General features: G+C 34.4%; 22 protein-coding genes. 11 read left to right on the top strand and 11 right to left on the bottom strand.

Going from position 1 to position 19,130, the window contains the following annotated elements; genetic code table 11:
* The first annotated feature begins 1 nt into the window (after window position 1).
* The 8 genes from ABMA76_RS11495 to ABMA76_RS11460 all read left to right on the top strand — a co-directional run bounded on the left by ABMA76_RS11495 (window position 2) and on the right by ABMA76_RS11460 (window position 6,130).
* Window positions 2-724: an RsmE family RNA methyltransferase gene (locus ABMA76_RS11495; RefSeq protein ID WP_392861225.1), complete on the top strand. Its 723-nt coding sequence runs from the start codon at window positions 2-4 to the stop codon at window positions 722-724.
* Between the two features lie 34 nt (window positions 725-758).
* On the top strand, window positions 759-1,481 hold the full coding sequence (locus tag ABMA76_RS11490) for a hypothetical protein (RefSeq protein WP_392861224.1): 723 nt from the start codon (window positions 759-761) through the stop codon (window positions 1,479-1,481).
* A complete protein-coding gene (gene rfaE2 / locus ABMA76_RS11485; protein WP_392861223.1) occupies window positions 1,481-1,939 on the top strand; it encodes a D-glycero-beta-D-manno-heptose 1-phosphate adenylyltransferase in 459 nt (152 codons plus the stop codon). Before ABMA76_RS11490 ends, rfaE2 begins: the two co-directional genes overlap by 1 nt.
* Window positions 1,940-2,242 (top strand): hypothetical protein, encoded by a 303-nt coding sequence (locus ABMA76_RS11480; protein ID WP_393061636.1) that lies wholly within the window; start codon window positions 1,940-1,942, stop codon window positions 2,240-2,242. It begins immediately after the preceding gene.
* 274 nt (window positions 2,243-2,516) lie between these two features.
* On the top strand, window positions 2,517-3,350 hold the full coding sequence (locus ABMA76_RS11475) for a flagellin (RefSeq protein ID WP_392910974.1): 834 nt from the start codon (window positions 2,517-2,519) through the stop codon (window positions 3,348-3,350).
* 402 nt (window positions 3,351-3,752) lie between these two features.
* Window positions 3,753-4,583 carry a flagellin gene (locus tag ABMA76_RS11470; RefSeq protein WP_392910976.1) on the top strand — a complete coding sequence of 277 codons (831 nt, stop codon included), beginning with the start codon at window positions 3,753-3,755 and terminating at the stop codon, window positions 4,581-4,583.
* 116 nt (window positions 4,584-4,699) lie between these two features.
* Window positions 4,700-5,371 carry a hypothetical protein gene (locus tag ABMA76_RS11465; RefSeq protein ID WP_392910978.1) on the top strand — a complete coding sequence of 224 codons (672 nt, stop codon included), beginning with the start codon at window positions 4,700-4,702 and terminating at the stop codon, window positions 5,369-5,371.
* 30 nt (window positions 5,372-5,401) lie between these two features.
* Window positions 5,402-6,130 carry a UDP-2,3-diacylglucosamine diphosphatase gene (locus ABMA76_RS11460; protein WP_392910980.1) on the top strand — a complete coding sequence of 243 codons (729 nt, stop codon included), beginning with the start codon at window positions 5,402-5,404 and terminating at the stop codon, window positions 6,128-6,130.
* On the opposite strand, the gene ABMA76_RS11455 is transcribed toward ABMA76_RS11460, so the two are convergent.
* The 11 genes from ABMA76_RS11455 to fliD all read right to left on the bottom strand — a co-directional run bounded on the left by ABMA76_RS11455 (window position 6,127) and on the right by fliD (window position 15,886).
* Window positions 6,127-7,023 carry an NAD(+)/NADH kinase gene (locus ABMA76_RS11455; protein ID WP_392910982.1) on the bottom strand — a complete coding sequence of 299 codons (897 nt, stop codon included), beginning with the start codon at window positions 7,021-7,023 and terminating at the stop codon, window positions 6,127-6,129. The genes ABMA76_RS11460 and ABMA76_RS11455 overlap by 4 nt on opposite strands.
* Complete coding sequence (locus ABMA76_RS11450) at window positions 7,024-7,386, bottom strand: response regulator (RefSeq protein WP_392910984.1); 363 nt, start codon at window positions 7,384-7,386, stop codon at window positions 7,024-7,026.
* Entirely contained in the window at window positions 7,367-8,872 is a 1,506-nt protein-coding gene (locus ABMA76_RS11445; RefSeq protein WP_392910986.1) for a sensor histidine kinase, read from the bottom strand. Before ABMA76_RS11445 ends, ABMA76_RS11450 begins: the two co-directional genes overlap by 20 nt.
* Window positions 8,821-9,441: a hypothetical protein gene (locus ABMA76_RS11440; RefSeq protein ID WP_392910988.1), complete on the bottom strand. Its 621-nt coding sequence runs from the start codon at window positions 9,439-9,441 to the stop codon at window positions 8,821-8,823. Before ABMA76_RS11440 ends, ABMA76_RS11445 begins: the two co-directional genes overlap by 52 nt.
* A complete protein-coding gene (locus tag ABMA76_RS11435) occupies window positions 9,438-11,111 on the bottom strand; it encodes a glycosyltransferase family 9 protein (RefSeq protein ID WP_393061634.1) in 1,674 nt (557 codons plus the stop codon). Before ABMA76_RS11435 ends, ABMA76_RS11440 begins: the two co-directional genes overlap by 4 nt.
* A gap of 9 nt (window positions 11,112-11,120) precedes the next feature.
* Window positions 11,121-11,261: a hypothetical protein gene (locus ABMA76_RS11430; RefSeq protein WP_392910992.1), complete on the bottom strand. Its 141-nt coding sequence runs from the start codon at window positions 11,259-11,261 to the stop codon at window positions 11,121-11,123.
* On the bottom strand, window positions 11,245-12,888 hold the full coding sequence (locus ABMA76_RS11425; RefSeq protein WP_392910994.1) for a glycosyltransferase family 9 protein: 1,644 nt from the start codon (window positions 12,886-12,888) through the stop codon (window positions 11,245-11,247). The genes ABMA76_RS11430 and ABMA76_RS11425 overlap by 17 nt, the downstream gene beginning before the upstream one ends.
* A 9-nt stretch (window positions 12,889-12,897) precedes the next feature.
* The gene (locus ABMA76_RS11420; RefSeq protein WP_392910996.1) at window positions 12,898-13,596 is read right to left on the bottom strand and encodes a hypothetical protein; all 699 of its coding nucleotides are present in this window, start codon (window positions 13,594-13,596) and stop codon (window positions 12,898-12,900) included.
* A 108-nt stretch (window positions 13,597-13,704) separates the two neighbouring features.
* Window positions 13,705-14,115, bottom strand: coding sequence for a hypothetical protein (locus tag ABMA76_RS11415; protein WP_393061632.1), 411 nt, complete (start codon window positions 14,113-14,115; stop codon window positions 13,705-13,707).
* Window positions 14,115-14,504 (bottom strand): flagellar export chaperone FliS, encoded by a 390-nt coding sequence (gene fliS, locus ABMA76_RS11410; RefSeq protein ID WP_392861197.1) that lies wholly within the window; start codon window positions 14,502-14,504, stop codon window positions 14,115-14,117. The genes ABMA76_RS11415 and fliS overlap by 1 nt, the downstream gene beginning before the upstream one ends.
* 14 nt (window positions 14,505-14,518) lie before the next feature.
* Entirely contained in the window at window positions 14,519-15,886 is a 1,368-nt protein-coding gene (fliD, locus tag ABMA76_RS11405; RefSeq protein WP_392911001.1) for a flagellar filament capping protein FliD, read from the bottom strand.
* Between the two features lie 345 nt (window positions 15,887-16,231).
* Between fliD and ABMA76_RS11400 the strand changes: the two genes are divergently transcribed.
* The 3 genes from ABMA76_RS11400 (at window position 16,232) to ABMA76_RS11390 (ending at window position 19,010) form a co-directional block, all read left to right on the top strand.
* Complete coding sequence (locus ABMA76_RS11400) at window positions 16,232-17,653, top strand: hypothetical protein (protein ID WP_392911003.1); 1,422 nt, start codon at window positions 16,232-16,234, stop codon at window positions 17,651-17,653.
* Between the two features lie 138 nt (window positions 17,654-17,791).
* Window positions 17,792-17,953, top strand: coding sequence for a hypothetical protein (locus tag ABMA76_RS11395; protein ID WP_392911005.1), 162 nt, complete (start codon window positions 17,792-17,794; stop codon window positions 17,951-17,953).
* A gap of 454 nt (window positions 17,954-18,407) precedes the next feature.
* Window positions 18,408-19,010 carry an RlmE family RNA methyltransferase gene (locus ABMA76_RS11390; RefSeq protein ID WP_021267437.1) on the top strand — a complete coding sequence of 201 codons (603 nt, stop codon included), beginning with the start codon at window positions 18,408-18,410 and terminating at the stop codon, window positions 19,008-19,010.
* Window positions 19,011-19,130: the final 120 nt, after the last annotated feature.

Here is a 19,130-nt window from a genome sequence, read left to right as displayed (position 1 = left end):
CATGCGCGCTATTTATACTCGAGATGATCTCTCTCCATCAATTGATGGAATACTTAGCTTTTCTGATGATCGTAGCCATCACTTAATTAAGGCCGTAAGAGTCAAAAAGGGTGACGAGGTTCTACTATTAGATGGAGAAGGTGGTCGCTATACAAGTGAAGTGATTAACTGCACGAAGCGTGAAGTTTCATTAAAGGTATTAGCATTTGAGAAGATTGAGAAGTATACACATATCGATTTAGCAATAGGGCTTCCTAAAAGAGAAGCTTTTGAGAGCTCTCTAAAGAATGCAACTCAAGTCGGTATCTCAGAAATATTTCCTTTTCAAGCAGACTACTCAAATTGGTCAATAAAGAATTTTGATCGAGTAAATTCAGTTATTGAAAGCTCGCTAATTCAATCAAATAATCCTTACTTTCCAGTAGTACATCACGAGACAGCAAGTCTTGATGCTTTATTCGAAATCTTCCATCAATACGATTATATATTCTTAACGACATTATCTCATTCAAATGGTATGGATATTGAAAGTATTGACAGCATAAAAGATAAACGTATTTTAATTATCATTGGACCAGAAGGTGGACTTTCTACTCGTGAAGAAGAGTTAATGTTAAAAGAGAATAATGTTATGGGGCTTAAGCTTGCAACACCTATTCTTAAAACAGAAAGTGCAGTCCTAACAATCGTAGGCTATGTACTTGGAAAATTTGATGTTAAATAAAAAATGTGTCATCCTATTATAAGAGGGCCCAGGGATGAATTTAGAATCACAAAATAGTAAGAAACCAATTCGCTTAAATGACTTAGAAGACTTCGATAATTTCGATGACTTTGGAATTGAGGATATTCCTTTTAAACCTATTAATGAAGGACTTGGTTTTCATCATGGAAAGGCCAGTAAAGAAGTTTTAAAAAGTGCACGTGTTGAAGTTACTCCAACTCAATCACATGTAAATAATTTCAATAAAGTTCTTGGCCGTGAAAAAGAGATGAGTGTTCCTTCTGAACTTGAAGCTTTTTATCGTAAAGGTACAGAGTCAGAAATCCCTAAAGTAAATCGTGAAATTGAAATAAAGAATAAGTCACAAGATGTTTCTATCGCAAGAAGATTTGCTTCTTACGTGATTGATATGAGTGTATCACTAGTTATTTTTGCTGTTACTTTAGCTGCAATGTTTTTAGTAAGTGGACTTCCTCTCGAATCGTTTATTGAAATTACACTTCAAAACTCAAATTATAGATTTCTATTAGCACTATTTGTGCTTATTCATATTATTTATCGTATTACATCTGTCTACAGGCCAACGTTTGGTCAGTATATTTGTGGCCTAAGGCCAAAGCTTTCAAATGAGGCAGCTTTTAATACGATTATTGAAAGAACTCTTTTTGAGTTCATTTCGATCCCACTTCTAGGACTTCCATATATTTTAGGACTAGATAAGAAATTCTTTGGGAATAGCCTTAAAAAGAGTAAGTAATGAAATATCAAGAAGCACAGGAATATGTAGAGAATCACTTTAGTGGGAAGAAAATTGTATTCACTAATGGATGCTTTGATATCCTTCACCGTGGTCATTTAATGTACTTAAATGAAGCGAAGAAACTAGGTGATATTCTTATTATAGGACTTAACTCAGACAGCAGTGTTAAGCGTTTAAAAGGTGAGGATCGTCCTGTGAACTCTGAAGGCGATCGTCAGTTTATGCTTGAGAATTTAAAGTCAGTTGATAAGGTTTTTATTTTCGAGGAAGATACTCCTTATGATCTTATAAATGCTGTTCTCCCAAGTATCCTTGTTAAAGGTGGGGACTGGGCCATTGATCAAATTGTTGGCCATGATATTGTTACCGCTAACGGTGGACAAGTTTTAAGCTTAAATTTTGAAGATGGCTATTCAACGACGAATCTAATTGAAAAAATCCAAGGCCGCTCTTAAGTGTATATTCATTTAAAAAATGAACTGGCGATTATTTCAACCGATCTTTCTGATACAGAAGTTGCCATAGCTCACATCTTAAAAACCATAAAGGCCACTTTGAAATTCGGCCTACCTGTTCTACTAAAATTCAAAGATGGAGATATCGATATTTCGAAACTTCGTAGTAAGCACTTTATTGCTAACTCTGAATTTGCATTTATTAATATCTCTTTAAAAAATCGCTTTCCTGTTGAAAAAGAATTTCAATCACCGACTGAAATGGTCGACTATATGCTTGATTTGAATGATCAGATATTTTAGTTTCTAAGTAAAAGTTTTGATTTGTTTCTTAAATAATTGATTCTCCTGAACTCCCTTCGTGGTCGGTCGGGGTTGTTCGGCATCATTTTGCCTTCGTGGCCAATGCTGCTTCAAAAAAGTAAAAAATCTACCACTTTTTCCTCAAGAATATTTCCGAGTAACCGTTATGGGTATTGCAGCCAGATGGGTCTGGCTGTTTTGGGATTTAATTTGTTGAGACAAGGAGTTTCAGCGCTAATTACACAAGGAGGTTGCTTATTCGAGGAGAATAGTAATGGGATTAAGAATTAACACGAACACACAGTCAATTGCAGCACAAAGAAGTTTAGGACAAGTTAAAAGAACACAAGATGAATCTTTAAATAAGCTTTCATCAGGTTCAAGAATTAACAAGGCCAGTGACGATGCTGCAGGACTTGCGATATCTGAAAAGTTAAGAGCGAATATTAGAGGTACTCAACAAGCGGCAAGAAACGCGGGTGATGGTATCTCGATGATTCAGATCGCTGAAGGTGGGATGAACGAAGTATCAAATATTTTAGTTCGTCTAAGAGAACTTTCAGTACAGTCTGCATCTGATACAATTGGTGATACTGAACGTGAATTTACTGATAAAGAATTCCAACAACTAACAAAAGAGGTTGATAGAATTGCAGAGTCAGTACAATTTAACGGAACATCACTAATTAATGGTGAAGGCGAAGATAAGGAATTCCAAATTGGTCTTAATAATGATGAGACAAATGACAGAATTGCTTTCAAGCCATCGGCAGTATCAGTTAAAACAGAAGATCTAGGTATTGGAGGTCTATCTGTAGCAACAAAAGGTGACGCTCAATCTAATCTTGAAGCTATCGATAAGGCCATGACATCTGTATCTGGTGGACGTGCGGAGCTAGGGGCTTTACAAAATAGACTACAGTCTACAATTAATAACCTAGAGATCTCTAATGAAAATATGAGTGCCGCTAATTCACGAATCAGAGATACTGATGTAGCAGCAGAGTCTGCAAACTTAGCTAAGGCAAATATCCTTACTAGTTCAGCAACTTCTGTTCTTTCGCAAGCAAATGCTTCGAGCCAAAGTGCACTAAGACTGATCGGTTAAGTAAAAATCTAAATCGAAAGCAACATCTAAAATGAAGGGGTCTCGCAAGAGGCCCTTTTTTAGTAAGGCCACGCTTTCACGTGGCCCACTAGAATCTTGAAAGAGCAGAAACTCAGGAGAGAGAATCGCTCAGTCCTTATTGTACTCATAAAATCCATTTCAATATATGATCTTAATCATTTATTAGTGGCAAAAAATAATGTCGATTTCCATCCTCTTTTTAAGTACTTATTATTGATACCTCAATACTTAACTTCTTGAATTTACATCAATTTTCTCACTTTTTTCCAATTATTTGAGAGATTTACTAAAGTATTTAACCGAGTGTAACGAACAGGTATTTGTGAACACTAATTTTGTCTGAAAGCTATTTTTAGTAGGACGTGAGGAAAGGAGAAAAAAATGGGTTTACGTATTGCAACTAATACAGCTGCACAGATGGTGCAGAAAAACATTAAACAGACAGGGAAAGCTTCAGGGGAAGCTTTGGAGAAATTATCGAGTGGTAAGAGGATTAATAAGTCCGCTGACGATGCTGCCGGTTTAGCGATTGCTAAGAATATGGAAGCACAGGTCAAGGGTTTACGTCAGGCTTCTCGAAACGCAAATGATGGTATTTCGATGGTGCAAACCGCAGAGGGGGCCATGAATGAAACAGGTAATATTTTAGTAAGATTACGAGAACTATCAGTACAGGCCGCATCGGATACGATTGGCGATACTGAGCGTGGCTTTCTAGATAAAGAATATCAACAGTTAACTAAAGAAGTTGACCGTATTGCAGAGTCGACGAAATTTGGTTCGATCTCATTACTTAATGGATCTGGATCAGAGATGGATATTCAAGTTGGTACTTTTGCAGGTGAAGATGGACAAATTCAATATGACCCATCACAAACTAATGCAACGACGTCAGCACTTAATATTTCAGGCCTAAGTGTTGCCTCTAAAGATGATGCTAGATCATCGATGGAGAATGTCGATGAGGCGATTTCAAGCCTCTCTGAGCAAAGAGCAAATCTTGGTGCTGTTCAGTCAAGACTCCAGTCTTCTGTGAACAACCTAGAGATTCAGGCGACAAACCTAGATGCTTCTAGATCAGTTATTGAAGATGCAGATGTGGCCTATGAGTCATCGCAACTTGCTTCTTCTAATATTGCTAAGCAAGCAGGGATTGCATCATTAGCGCAAGCTAATAATATCAATTCATCTGCCCTTAGATTAGTAGGTTAATAAAAATGGGGGACACTCCCCCACTCCTTTCTTAAATAATTAAAACGGTCTCGCGCAGGAGAGAAGCGAGACCGTATTTTAAATAAGGAGTTTTTCATTTAGAAATTGAGAAGAAGATGAGCACGAAGAAGTTTGAACAAGATATTATTGAGTCCATCAAAGAGGGCAGTGAAGTCATTATCTGGGACGTTATTGATCGAAATATTGTTAGGCTTCCAGTGAAAATTAAAAGTCTTAATGCCTTTGCTAAACAGATCTTCCTAACAATAGAAGATGGATTAAGAGATAGCTTGGCCCACTTCGTTCGCGGACCAGGACTTCTCAAACTCTATATTCCAGACTTACAGTTAATCTTTATTAGTGAGTTAAATGCTTCTCACGGTAATAGTCTCGAAATTTCATATCCAATAAAAGAAAAACGATTAGAGAGAAGAGAATACGAGCGATTCGAACCACTCATCCCACTGTATAGCTGTTTTCAAAATATAAGATATGAGATTTTTGATATCAGTGAAGGAGGCGTTTCATTTGTTTTAGGAGCTTCTCAATATGAACAGCTCTTTAGTAGTAAGAATGAGGTTTTAAATTTTGAAGTTGTTTTTGCAAATGAAAAAATTCATGTAAAAGGAAATGTTGTAAACAAGAAGAAGATAAAACCTTATCAGATATCGAGATTTCCATATGGAGCCTATCGGATAGCCGTGGCCATTGAAAATAATCCAGAATATCGTAAGCATGTTAAGAAGTTACAAAGTGGTTGTGACAAACTAATGAAAGATCTTCTTTGATTATCTTTGCGATTCCGATATGATAATTCTATGAGCAGTTATGTGATATCTGATATCCATGTGAAATGGGATCAAAAAAATTCTGAATACCTTAAAAAATTTCTCGCTATTAACTTTAATGAAAATGATCGTATTTACCTTCTTGGAGACATCTTTGATTTAATGGTTGGGAGTTACCAAGAATACGAAGAACAATATGATTGGTTCTTTAATCGCATAAAAGAAATTACGGCCCGTGGAATACCAATCTACTATATCCAAGGTAATCATGATTTTCATATTGAAGATTTACTTATGGATAATGGAATTATTGTAAAGACCAAACCATTCGTTGAAATAATAAATAATCAAAAAGTTCTCTTTTGTCATGGTGATGAAATTGAAATTGAAAATTTTAGTTATCAGGTTTGGCGTGGATTTATTAGAAGTTATCCTCTGGCCCTTATTTCTAAATATGTTTTTAATTATAAAATTGTGAAAGTAATAGGGGATTACCTATCTCATAAAAGTCGACAGCGTAATGAGAAAAGGTATGGCCAAACACAGCTTAATGGAAGTATTCGAGATAAATTTCGAAAGAGTGCTAAGATTGCTTCAAGTGAATATAATGTCGATGTTATTATATGTGGACACAGTCATTTTCAAGATGAGTTTAAATCTGATAACTTTTCATATTATAATTGTGGCTATGTTCCTGTTTCAAATAAGTACTTGCTGATTAATGAAAACTATCAATTTAAGGAACTTGATTTAAATTAGCGACGCCCGTATTTAAATTTCTCTTTTAATGTTCTAAAGTAGTTTCTTTCTTCATTAATGTAAAAATTTACATGACTACTTCTAGACTTTTTAATTAGAATTTCATCTTTTGGTTCTAGTTTAAATTCTTTTTGCCCATCAATTGTTAAGTAGATATCTTCTTGTCCGCGTGGAATTATAATACTCAATGTTTCATTATCTGGGAGTACCATTGGCCTGTGTGTGAGGGCATGTGGGCAAATTGGTGTTAGGACAACTCCCTTAACGCTAGGGTGTAAAATTGGTCCATTTGCTGCTAAAGAGTATGCTGTTGATCCAATTGGCGTACTGACGATGAGACCATCACCAGCTAAGTTGTAAATACTCTCACCATTTGCTTCTAGTTCTAGATTAAACATTCGGGAAATACCAGATTTAGTAATCACGGCATCATTTAAAAAATTTAATTTTATTTTCTTTTGTCCAGGTCTTGTAATCTCTGCTTGGTACATCTGAACTTTACGTGTTTTAAGCTTTCCTTTAAGGGCCATCTCAAGGCCATCGTAGAAGTCGTGTTTGGCAAATTCTGCAATAAAACCTAGGTTACCCATGTTAATACCAAAGATATTTAACTTTTTTATATCTTTAGTTCTTGCTGCTCCAATAAGAGTACCATCACCACCAAGAGTAATGAGGATTTTGCATTTGCTAGAAATCTCGTCTCTATTAATAAAGTTAAAATCTTCAGATTTACAGTTCTTAAAGATTTTTAAGATTCTTGCCTCTTGTGATTTTTCGAAGAATACATCAACTTTTCTTCTCTTAAGCCAGTTCGTTAGATTTGGTAAAACAGTAGTAAATTCTGAAACTACTTTTGGCTTTAAGATAATTGCTACTTTATTTGCTGCTGCCATTTATTCCTCGACTGTAACTTCATTTATAAAGTTATTGATATCATCAAAAGGTTTTTGAATAACCTTACATCCATATAGTGAAGCACGCTCTACAATTTGTTCGGAGCTATAAGCTGTGATTATGTAGAAAATGTTTGATATTTCAGCTTCATTATACTTTGTTTTGGATTCTTCTATTATATCAAAACCAGTGATATCTTGAAGCATTAAATCGCAAATAATTCTATCATAATTATTTGTTTTGATGAGTTCGATTGCTTCTTTCCCACTTGCTGTAGACATTACTTCTACACCTTTTCGCTTTAGTAATGTTACAATAGTTTTTTGAATTAATAGTTCATCTTCAACGACTAGAATTTTCATTGTGTACCTTAGGGACACTAATTTGAAAGTGTGCCCCTTTATTGCTATTAATTAGTGATATATCACTATTAATTTTCTTTGTTAGGTTTTTGCAAATGGCAAGGCCGAGTCCTGTCCCTGTCTCCTTTGTTGTAAAGAATGGATTAAAAATATTGTTCTTTAAAGAGTCAGGAACCCCTGGGCCATTATCTTTTATATCGATAATAATATTTTGATCTGATTCGCTAACGAGAATGTCTATTTTTGAATTTTCTACTTTATTCTCACTTAGGGCCTGAGAGCTGTTAATAAGTAGATTAAATATTACTTGGCTTAAAAGTGTTCCATTCGACATGATTTCTATATCATTTTCCATGTTGAAATTTACTTTGTGTGAGCGTGATTCAGATTTAGTTAAAACTATAGTTTCTGAAATTAAGTTCTTTAGCGAAATTGAAGTAAACTCTTCGTCATCTTTGTAGAGATTTGAAAACTCTTGAATAATAGCTTGTGATCGTTTCACACTATTTGAAATATGTGAGAGCGTATCCTTGATATCAAAGTCATTAGTTTGATCAATAAGTAAATTATGTGACAGATCAATACCAAAAAGAGGGTTACTAAGCTCGTGTCTCAACGTGTTTAATAGTTCACCCATGAGTAAGATTCTTTCATGGTGGAGAGAGCTTGTATCTTGTTGATGGGCTTCAATACCAAGTCGATTAATCTCAACATTTTCTTCTGTGATATTAAATGAGTCGATAGGAAAATTGGTTAAGATTCGGTCACTTTCTAATTTAGACTGCCTGCTGCTCTCAATTGTAATAATATTAAATAACTTCGGAATAGATTTGATAATTAAATCATTAAAGATAGATCGATCTGTATCTGCAATAGGAAATAGATCGTTACGTGATAAAAGTATAATTAAGTTATAATCACGAAAAGAAAGCTCTTTGGCCAAGAAGTGTCCATCAAGTTGAATGTCTTTATTTAATAATTCCTTTTGATCAAAGGATTTATTTTTACTCTTTCTTACCTTTGCAAAGAGAGTATTGAAAAAGGTAGGTTCTTGATAGGTTTCATAATATTCATCATTTTTATACGTGATTGAATAGATATTCGTTGTGCCTTTTTGATGAATCAATATCTGTGTCGAACTAAATCCGTTTAAGCCTTCTGCTGTAGTCAGATATTTAAGAAATGAACGAATATTATCTTTCTTTTTGAATTGATATTCTTTATCAATTTTTGAAATAAGCTCTTTGGAACTAATAAGGTTATCGAGTATAAAATCATGTGAGTTGAATAGAACGAATTTCTTACTATTTAGTTTTAGCTCAATTTCTGTGTCGTTAAATTTTGTAATTTGTAATTGGGAATTTTTTTTTGAAGTCGTCTTAAAGTTGCTGTCTTGAAAGTTGGACTCCAAGACAGCCTTGTCAGTATAGATATTTAATAATTTATTTTCGACTCTTGAATGAGTGGTATTGCTTTGATTTTCCACTGTTTAAGATTATCTATTAGTTCATACTCTAGCAAGTCAGAAAGCATCACAATATCATTGTTTTCACGCGCTGGTATTAGTGCTTTTATGACTGAAAATAGGTGAATTTCTAGATTCTTAATAACTTCTTTATCTGCAAAATATTCTTTATTAGCTTTTCTTGCAGTTGCGTGAATCCTTGTGATTAAATGAACGTAGAGGTCCAGTAGCTCAATTAAATCGGCAAAAAAGAGATTGGCCTGATCGATATTACCCTTATTGAACTCATCCGTTGTAATTAAGATTTTATCAATTAACTCGTTAATATAACGATTACAATCTTCGAGCGCTTCGAATGCTAATTCGTAAGAATTTTTAATCTGAAGGCTTGGGTATCCCAACTCTTCAAGTGTATAGTCTAGTAGTTCACCAACTTCATTAATCGGAAATGTCTTGTCTTCAATGACTACACCTGTGATTGATTCATTTGTAGAAATACCATCTGTTTCAATTGCTGTGATGGCCTGTCTTAGGGAAATTGAATTTCCATCCAAAGAAAAGCTATCGTTTCCTAATTCTAATGTGATCATATATTTTCCCTTGCCTCTTGCTTGGCCTTATTTATTAGTGAGCATTTTTCGAAGAACTCGTAGAGGACACTGCACATGAGTGAAGTCTCATTGTATGTGTAGAATGCAGCCTCTGATAAATTTACGAGATTGCTTCCTTGTAGATTATTCTTAGCAACTTTTGCAAAATCAATTACTGGAGATAGTAGGGGATAAGAAGTCGCTACAAGATCACTTAAGCGATCAATTTCATCTAGCTTTGCAGAGAACTTTTTAATTTCTTCTAAACTAGGGGTATTCTTACTAATCTCTTCGATAATATATCTTGAGTACTTCTTTCCAAACTCGGAAAGCTCATATAGAGTTTCGATTCCCTTAATATGTGTACTTAATTGTGCTTTAGCTTGAAGATTAAAAGAAGGGATATCCATGCTAGTGTTAACTTCAGTAAAAATGCTAGTCCACGCAATGTGATAGAAATTTCGCATAACTTCTTTTGCATCTTGTTCCTTATGTAATAATTCATTAATGATTAAGTCACCATTATCAAGCATGTCTGATTGATATAGTTTTACCCTGCTAAGGGAGAGAGAAGAACATGAGTTGTTGAGCTCTTCAATATCGATTCTATTATTATTTAACAACTGACCAATACATTGATGTGTGATGTTGTACGGAACGTCGTTATGACACTTATAATCTTTACACTCATCTTTAGGAAAGCATGGTGCACACTCTGTTTTTGGAGCTAGATTATAGTTGTCTAATGCATAAGGGGTTGTTTCATGGGGTCTAACTGTTCCCAGTGAAATCGTTAATGTTTTTATGTTTTTGAAACTTAATAGGTTACCAATCATTGAGTCGTGCCCAACAAATAGAAAAGAATTATCAACTTTAGAATATAACTCTTTAAGGTCTAGCCCAATCCAAGCTTCAATTCTATCTTTAAAAGGTCTAATAAGTTCTGAATTTATTATTTCATCTGACGATTCTTGATCTTGGTTGGCGCCACAAATATAAACTTTTACTTGGTCATTCTTTTTAAGTGTTTGATAAATTACCTCTACCCAACGATTTGCTTTCCACATCTTCTTTTCATTTGAAGCAAATGGATGAATTAATAAATTAGTTTTCTTTTCTTTCGAAAAATCTTTATTACTTAAGTGGGTAAGTTTCTTTGTAGTACCAATAATTGAAGAAAATAGATCTACTAAGTTGTAAGGATTTAAGTCTCCTCTCATAACAGTAGAGTAAAGATATTGTGACCATCTGTCTGTAATGACTCTTTCATGTAGTTCATTGAAATGAGGACCGACTTTGTTTTTTGAGTCTATTAATGAATGAAGATAGGTCGCAGACTTTGAGAATGCGAGATTTATCGAAACTTCAATGTTTTGATCATTAATTTGTTTTAGTTGTTTTTTTAGGTTTGATAGTGCCTCTCTAACATTATCAGCACCAATCATTGCCGTTTTATGTTCTATTGAAATGACTTCGTCAAAGACTTTCTCTAGTAGGAACATAATTGGAGAGGCAAATTTCTTGCGAGCTACTAAGATAATTCTATACTCGGGATGATTTTCTCTAAGTAATTTTACCGCATGAGATGTTTGAAGAAGGTCACCGATTCTTGTTGTTTGGATGATGGCAATTGTCTTCTTTGTATCTGCTTCATTTTTTAAGGCGTTCATAGAATTCTCCTATTCCTCTTCTAAAATAGAGCATAGATATAAAAAAGACATATCATCTTCACTCAAGTTTTCTCTTTTAACTTGTTTCTCTTGTATTCTTTCAAGTTCTTTAAAGAATTCTGCCTTTAAAGTGTTACGATCTTGATTCATTTAATAATTCCTTTGTAGATTCTTTACGTAATCTACTGCGACTTTCTCTGATTAGATTTGAAACTTCTTTGATTTGTTCAAACTGTATTTGTAAGTCATTTTTTAAGGCGATTAAAATATGCTCTACTTCAGGTAGTGTCGGGTTTTCGATATTATTAATTTTTGCTCTATAAAATAAGAATGGTAGTGCACAGTAATCTGATGTGTGCCCCATATATGAAGTTATTTCTGTTAGTTTTTGTTGTAGTTTCGCTGTGTCTTTAGCGAGTGTTGCTTTAATTGCCGCTAATACATGTCTCGAAGAGTTTATTAGCTCTCCTTGTGCTTGCTCTAGCCAGCTTGATGTGAAATTTAAATCACTTTCTACAATACCGTGTCCTGATAGATGTTTTCTTTCTATCTTTCGATATAAGAAGTCTCTTGAAAGATATCTTTCAAGTTCGATTTCTGTATCCATACGGCCTTCTATATTCTTATAGAATCCACCTAGCTCATCATGTCTAATTTGATAGATTGAAATATCAGTATTTTCTAAATTATGAACATCTTTGTTTAGAAAATATTTATCTAATACATAAACAATATCATCTGCTTTTATGATCTCATTATTTCTAACTTGCTTTTCTGTATGTGCACTTGGTCCATAGGCAAAGTCTCGATCCTTCACTCTTGGAGTGATTATGATGCTTTCTTGATTTGTCGATCCTTGCTTTAGAAATGGAGAAGGTCCCATTGAAAGCTCTATTGTTGGAACATCTAAGATGTCGGCCATATGTTTAATTGCTGTATCTGGTGTAATTAAAAGGTCACAATTAATTAGTACTGAAGGTAGTGCACTGAATTGTGCTTCAATTGTAACGGCCTTTTGCTCTAGTTCTGAATTGATCTTGTTAGCATATGATCTTTCTTCAGAACTTGGTGCAATAACTAAAATTGGAATTGTGTCTTCTTTATGATTTAGTTTATTTATTAAGTTTATTAGCTCTTGTCTTTCAATCATTTTATTGATGTTTGAAGCTGTTAATTGTACTGCAATTAGTTTTGGATCAATTTTTCCTTCAGCTTTTCTCATCTTTAAGAAATTTTGGTGACAAACTTTGTTGTATTCATTTGATACATGTAAAGCGTTGAATGAATTATTTTCTTCAATACCCACCATCTTGTGATAACAGTCATTAAAATTAAGTGGTGCATATTTTTGTTGCGTTAAAATATCGTTGAAAACGACGGCCCATTCATTTGAGTATTTAACATTACAATTTAAATCAAACTGAATACCTTTGAATTCTTTGTTTAGGTATGATGCAAGACTTGTTGAAATTCGGTCATTAGAGTAGTTAATTACTAAATTCCAGCTTTTATTAATCTCTTTAATTGTTTTGCCAAATTCATCAAGAGCAAAGCCGTTCGAATAGATTTTATTTTTCTTGTAACTTACAATCTTCTTTCTATCTAAAGTGATAATGTTCTTTACACCGTTAAGAAGTTGCGCTGATTTTTCAAATTCTTTATTAATTAAAACAGTGATGTTGGCATCAGGATTGTTATTCTTGATAGAAGAAATAAGTCTTCCCATTTGAAAAATGTCACCATGTCTTTTGAAATTGATAATAAGTATATCTTTCATCTATTCCTCTTATCCTTGCTTGATAACTGCATCAAATGCTAGGAGTAAAAAATCATTTTTATTTTTAAATTGGTTTGTTTGATAAATGGCACTTTCAATATGTTGATCAATGCTTTTGTCTTGATCAGCATTATATAAAAGAGATTTTAATTCACTCGACTTGATGTGCTCAATACAGTCACTGATTTTGCTACTTGCTTCAAAATCTAAAAATGCTTTGTAAAAAGTATTGTAGAGTGAAAAAGACGGAGCATGTGTTAGAATTGTCGGCTTCTGCGATAGGAATGAAGCGACATTCTTTTCTTTATAAATGCTAGCGATATTATCTGTAGCATAGACTTCAATATTCTTATTCGGGAAAAGGTTGTTTTTAATACATTCTGCATACGTTTGTTCATTTGGTTCAATCACAATAACTTTGTAATCTTGTCCATGGTACGTTTCTAGAAGTTTACAGGCTTCATAAACATGGTAGGCAAAACCTAAACCTAATATTAATAAATTCTTATTTTCTTTAAGCTGATGCTCAATGTTGGCGATTAACTTTTTAGCTTCTTTTGCTGGATGGTAGTTCGAATGAAGATGTACTCCGTTAATAACGGGTACTTTCAAATTACTACGCGATTGTTTAATCTCATAAGAATGAATATCTAAAAAAGAAAGTGATTTCGCAGGAATTGCTTGTGCTGATTCTTTTATTAATTCCATATTTTCCTCGTCCTAAGGCCCAATGGTCTTTTGTATAAGTGAAGCTCTATCCTAGAGCTCCACCATATTATACTATAGTTTTGATTAAGGGGGCAAACTGGTCTAGTATTACCTGTTCTTTACATTGTTCAGGTTGTATCCCTGGAACTGTTGACGCTTTTTGAATACTGTTGAGATCTCTTTAGTAGTTGACTCTTTTGCTTGGGCCAAGAGGTTTAAACACTCTTTATCGAGTCTTTGGTTTTCTTGAACTAGTTCTGTAACATCACCAATCCATGCTTTGAAGATTTCCATATCTTCTTGTGGATAAATAGCTTTATTATTTTGCAGCTCACTTTCTATTTCATCCTGGAGTAGGCGAATGATATTAATCAACCTTTCTCTATTTTCTGAAATATGTTCGACTAGGTCATAACGGCCATTATGACATGAGTTAATCATGGACTTCGTTGAGTTAACAAGAAGTCCCATGAGGTCAAGATGTCTCGTGATCTTGTCAAAGATCTCCACATTTGCCATTATTTGGCCTTCTGCTCAACTCTTAGTTGTTTAACAGCCTCTTGCCACCCTTCATAAAGAGTCGTTAGTACCTCTAAAACTCCTTTTAGGGGCTCTTTATCAATCTTGATATTTGCTTGTGTACTTGAAAAAAGCATAAAGTCATATAATGAAGAAAGCTCTTTTGCTACATCACCACCAACTTCAAAATCTAGACTGCTATTAAGCTCTATAATAATATCTTGAAGCTTCCCAATATATTGTCCTTTTCCTGCAATATCTTTCTTTTCAATAGCTTCAATTGATCTTTTACAGTTCTTAATTGCAGCTTGATAAAGCATAAGTAAGATTTGTTCTTTACTTGCTGTTTTTACAGATGTTTGTTTGTAGGCTCCTAAACCGTAACTCATTTACTTCTCCTTAATTATCCCATTGGCTGAGGTCCGCCAAGGCCTGCACCTTGAGAGCGAATCCTAGACATGGTTCCTTCTAAGCGTGAAAATTTATCTTTTAAGTTTTTTTCCTTTTGTTGAAGCATGTTCTCTCTTTGAGCAATCCTTCTATCAATTGTTTCGATATTATTTTCTAGTGATCTCTTTCTTGAAGAGAGTAGTCCGTTTGGAAACTGAAGAAGTTGTCCAACTGTCTCTTTAAGATTGTCGATGAACCCATTAGTTTTTGTGCCGTCTTCATATCGACCAGTTAATACTTCAGCGATATGGTCATAATCTTTTTCCATCACTGTTTGAAATTTCTTTTGATCAAACTCAAGTAAACCTTCTCTTGTAAACTGAATACCCAGTTCTCCGATACGAGAAGTGCTACCATCTTTTAGTGGAATATCTTTAAATATGGCATTTCTTAATCTTGATTCAATGGACTGTAGGAGGATATCCCCACCAAGTGTTCTTGATGTATCCGTTGTTTCATCCATTGTGTTTTGTTGCTTAATAAAAGTGAAGACACCATTTATTTGATCAATTAGTGACTTTACTTTTTCTCCAATTTTCCCAGCATCTTCACTGATATTGATTGTGAATTCATCACCTGGCTTTGCTTTTTTTAGATCTAGTGTTACACCCGGAATTAGCTCTGCAGCTTTATTCTCTGGCAATTCAATTTCAAAGCCATCAAGTGCAACAACTGCATCTTGGGCCTCTCTTTCAAACTCTATATAAAAGTCTTGTTCACCATCGACGAAGTAGAAGTTTGGAAAATCTGCTTTATTAATATCGCCTGTATCTTTAAGCGAGAGGATAAGGCGCCACGGCGTATCTGATTCCGAGCCATCGTTGATGACACTGGCCCTTAGTCCTGATTCTTCGTCTCTGTTAATTAACTTGGCGACTGATTTTAGAGATGCATTATCTGCGTCGATATATATTTCTTTCGTATCACCGTTTGGTAGTGAGTATTGGATAAAACCTACACCGATATAACTCTCTTCAGGATCGGCAAAGCCACTTGTCATGGCCGACGACTTTTGTGCAAGTTGTTTTACTTCAAATTGGTATGTTGCGGGTTCTGCAACGTTTTTGTCTGCTGTAATTCCAACGATATCATCATTACCAATGACACTCAGTTCTCTAAGTGATCTAGCACTACCGTTTTGGAGGAGGGTTCCACGCATTCCTTCAACAAGGGACGTAAGTTCTTGAACAAGAGCTTTCTTGTCAGCGACCTTACCCTTACGTACTTCCATATTTTGGATTGGAATACGTTCAGCCTTCATAATTTGCTGAACAATATCCTTAGGAAGTCCTGTGTTAATGGAGCCCATTGCTATCGACAAAAATCCTCCTGATTTTAAATGTGAAAATCCTTTTCACACTTGTCTCCAACTCAGATTTTATCACACTTGAGGTTTTTTTTCCGTCGCATCATTAGTGGAATAATTTTCTAGGCAAGGCACCTTCGTCATTTGATGTTTTAGGCGCTATAATAGGTAAATCCCTGAAAATAAAAAACCCGCCTTTTGGGCGGGTACTTTTCGAGAAAGTAATTTTTTTGGGATTGGGATTTTGTACTAAATTTATCGGGTATTATGGTGAAAACTTTAGAGAAAAAGTCGGATATTTACATTGAAAAGACAAAATTCTTGTTATTTCGACTAGTTACATATTTTACATTCTTGTTATTGCCAATTTATCTACAAAAGGAAGTTAATCTAGCGCCGATTTGGCAAATTATCGCAATGATCTTCTTCTCAATGTTTATTGTTTCCCAGTGGTTTCTACTTGGAAAAGAAATTGATCACCGATTAAAGATCTACTTTAAAGTAAATTCGTCAATCGACAGAGTCGTGTATCGACTCTTCATGGGAATGTTCTTCATGGCGATATACTTCAACCTTTTAAGCTTACTTCCACATAAGTGGAGTTATAATATTTTTTGGGTGACGTGGATTGTAATGGGGCTGTTTTACTCTTGGCCTACAAGAGGAAAGATCATTAAAGAGTCTGTATCTACAAACTTTCATGAATATCGCTACCTTGATAAATTTGAAAAAACGGTACTCTTCTTAACTGTCGTCATGTTCTTTACTTCGTTGCCACAGTTACCGAACTTGTTTTCGACTAGTTCTTTAAGACTATTTTTTGATCCAAGTGAAAGAGTGTCTGGAGCATTCTGGAATTTTATATCAATTAACTATATTCCATTTAGTAAGTATCCAAAGCTCTTAAACCTTTCGTGGTCGATTCACTTCTACTATGTGACGATGTCGTTATTTCTAATGACGTTCTATGCGCTTCTTCGAAATTTTGTTTCAAGAAGATTGTCACTTTTAGGTGTCTTTGCGTTAGTTTCCTCATGGTCATTTTCAAAGATATTAGCTAATAATTACGGTTTTACCCTTTTAACGACTTTTTCAGTGGTATGGGTATGGTCTACTCTTTGGTCGACAAAGAGTTCTACGTACCGCTCAGGGCTTTTTATTGGCCTTTTAGGTGCGTGGGGGACAGTTCTTGATAAATCCAATATTATCCTGCTCGTAGTCCAGCTACTATTAATCCATTTCGTCTTCTTTAAAGAGGAAACAGCTTGGTATAAGAGACAATTTTTTAAGTACACGCTACTTGGAGTTTTCTTATCAATATCTCTTTTCTTTTTATCTACTAGTACGATCTCGATCGAGATGATTGAAAGTGTAAATATTATTTCTTCAGAAATATCAAGGCTAGTCTCACGCAAGTCGTTCTTTGTACTGTCATTCTTTGGCCTATTTATTTTTATATATAAAATTCTTGCTCAAACTCGCAGTGAGAAGCATAAGATTCTAAATATCTCACATGACTCTTCAATTAAGGTCGCGATCTCTATTCTGTGCTTACTTCTAATTGATCTGTTATTTAGCTCAAGAACCTTTCAGGACTTCTCAATATTATGGCTCTTAGCTTTCTTTAGTGTCCTGCTTATCGAAGTGATCTTTCAAAAGATTAGAGGCCTTAGAAGCTCTAGAAATATGATCTATGCGGTCTATATTATTATTTGTCTACTAGACTCGCACTTTGAGGGCCGAGTGAAGATCCTACTTAGAACAATTGGAGCAATTGACTAAAATCCTAGGACTTAAATTTATTTATTTATATGAGATTTAAACTATAATTAAATTAACGTTAACGATGAAAGGGAGTTTCATCTGTTTAAGTCTCATATAACAAGACAATTGTTTGAAGAGTTTTCTGATTCCTACAAAATGCGCAAAGACGCAATCACTTCCCATCCATTTGTATTTGTCGATCCAGCTGATAGTAGTATCAAGCTGATTGCTAGTTCATTTACATATGATGACGGAGAAGAGTACGGCGCTATTTTGGCAAGTAGTGATGAATTAGAATTTATGGTTACTTCCGAGTAATCCTCTTCTACCTTATTGAAATAACTATTATTGTGCTTTGAGCACAAGGGAAATCTATCCCCCAAAATCTTACTTCATTTATTCGAAAAATATTATTGACAAGCTTTAAAAGCACTTTGAAATGTGCATATGTGGATAAGTTGGTATTTTTTGTTGGTAAGTTTACTTGCAACCTGTCAAAACCTGTCATCACATCGCAACATGCATGGTAAAGTGTTGAAAATAAGGCATTTCATTAGTAAAAGTTAATTTAATGAAAAATAACCAAGCATTATGGTCAAGTGTGGATAACTCTGTTAATAATGTTAGTAAAAAACCTGAGTCAATAAGTTTTTTCACAAAAGAAATTTTTTTTTCACGCTCAGATGTAAGAAAAATGTCGTGTACTTACAAAAATCGACTTTTTCAGTTTTTTGAATAATGTTAGTCTAATATTACATATAAGGTTTAGTTAATGACGTTTAAAGTTAAAGATTATTATTACAATAAGGCCAAAAAAGAGAACTTCTTGGCCCGCTCTATTTACAAGTTAGAAGAGATTGATAAGAAGTACAAGGTTATCGAGAAGGGTAATAACGTACTCGATCTCGGCTATTATCCTGGTTCTTGGATGCAGTATACAAGCAAGAAGATAGGCCCCGAGGGCTTTGCAGTTGGTATTGATATTAAACCAGTCAATAAGAAACTTTTAGGAGTTAAGAACGTAAGGTTATTCGAGAAGTCTATTTTCGATGTAACGACTGTCGAAGAGCTTGAGTTCGATCGAAAATTTGATGTCGTTATTTCTGATATGGCCCCTAATACAACCGGTGTTCGCTCTGTTGATCAACTGAGAAGTTTAAATTTAATTGAACAAGTTTTTGCACATTTAGATGTCTTCTTAAGAAAGGATGGAAACTTCGTTATTAAAGTATTTGATGGCCATGAGGCCCAAGTCTTTCTAAAATCACAAAGAAGTATTTTTAAAGAATTCCACTTCCTTAAGCCGAAATCTACTCGTTCGGTAAGTAAGGAGTTCTTTGTGATTGGTAAGGGCTATAAAGGTGTTCAAGTATAGGTTTTTATATAAGTATTTATTAATTTTAGCTCCGCTCGCGTTAATAGGTTATTTTTTAGTAGGAAAAGACGAGCAAAAGAAAATAGAAGTTAAGCCAAAGGCAAGTGTCATCGATAATCA

The sequence above is a fragment of the Halobacteriovorax sp. ZH5_bin.2 genome (assembly GCF_043196375.1).
Taxonomy (GTDB): domain Bacteria; phylum Bdellovibrionota; class Bacteriovoracia; order Bacteriovoracales; family Bacteriovoracaceae; genus Halobacteriovorax_A.
The sequence above is the reverse complement of the archived record's forward strand: the minus strand, read 5'-3'. Positions and strand labels throughout refer to the sequence as shown.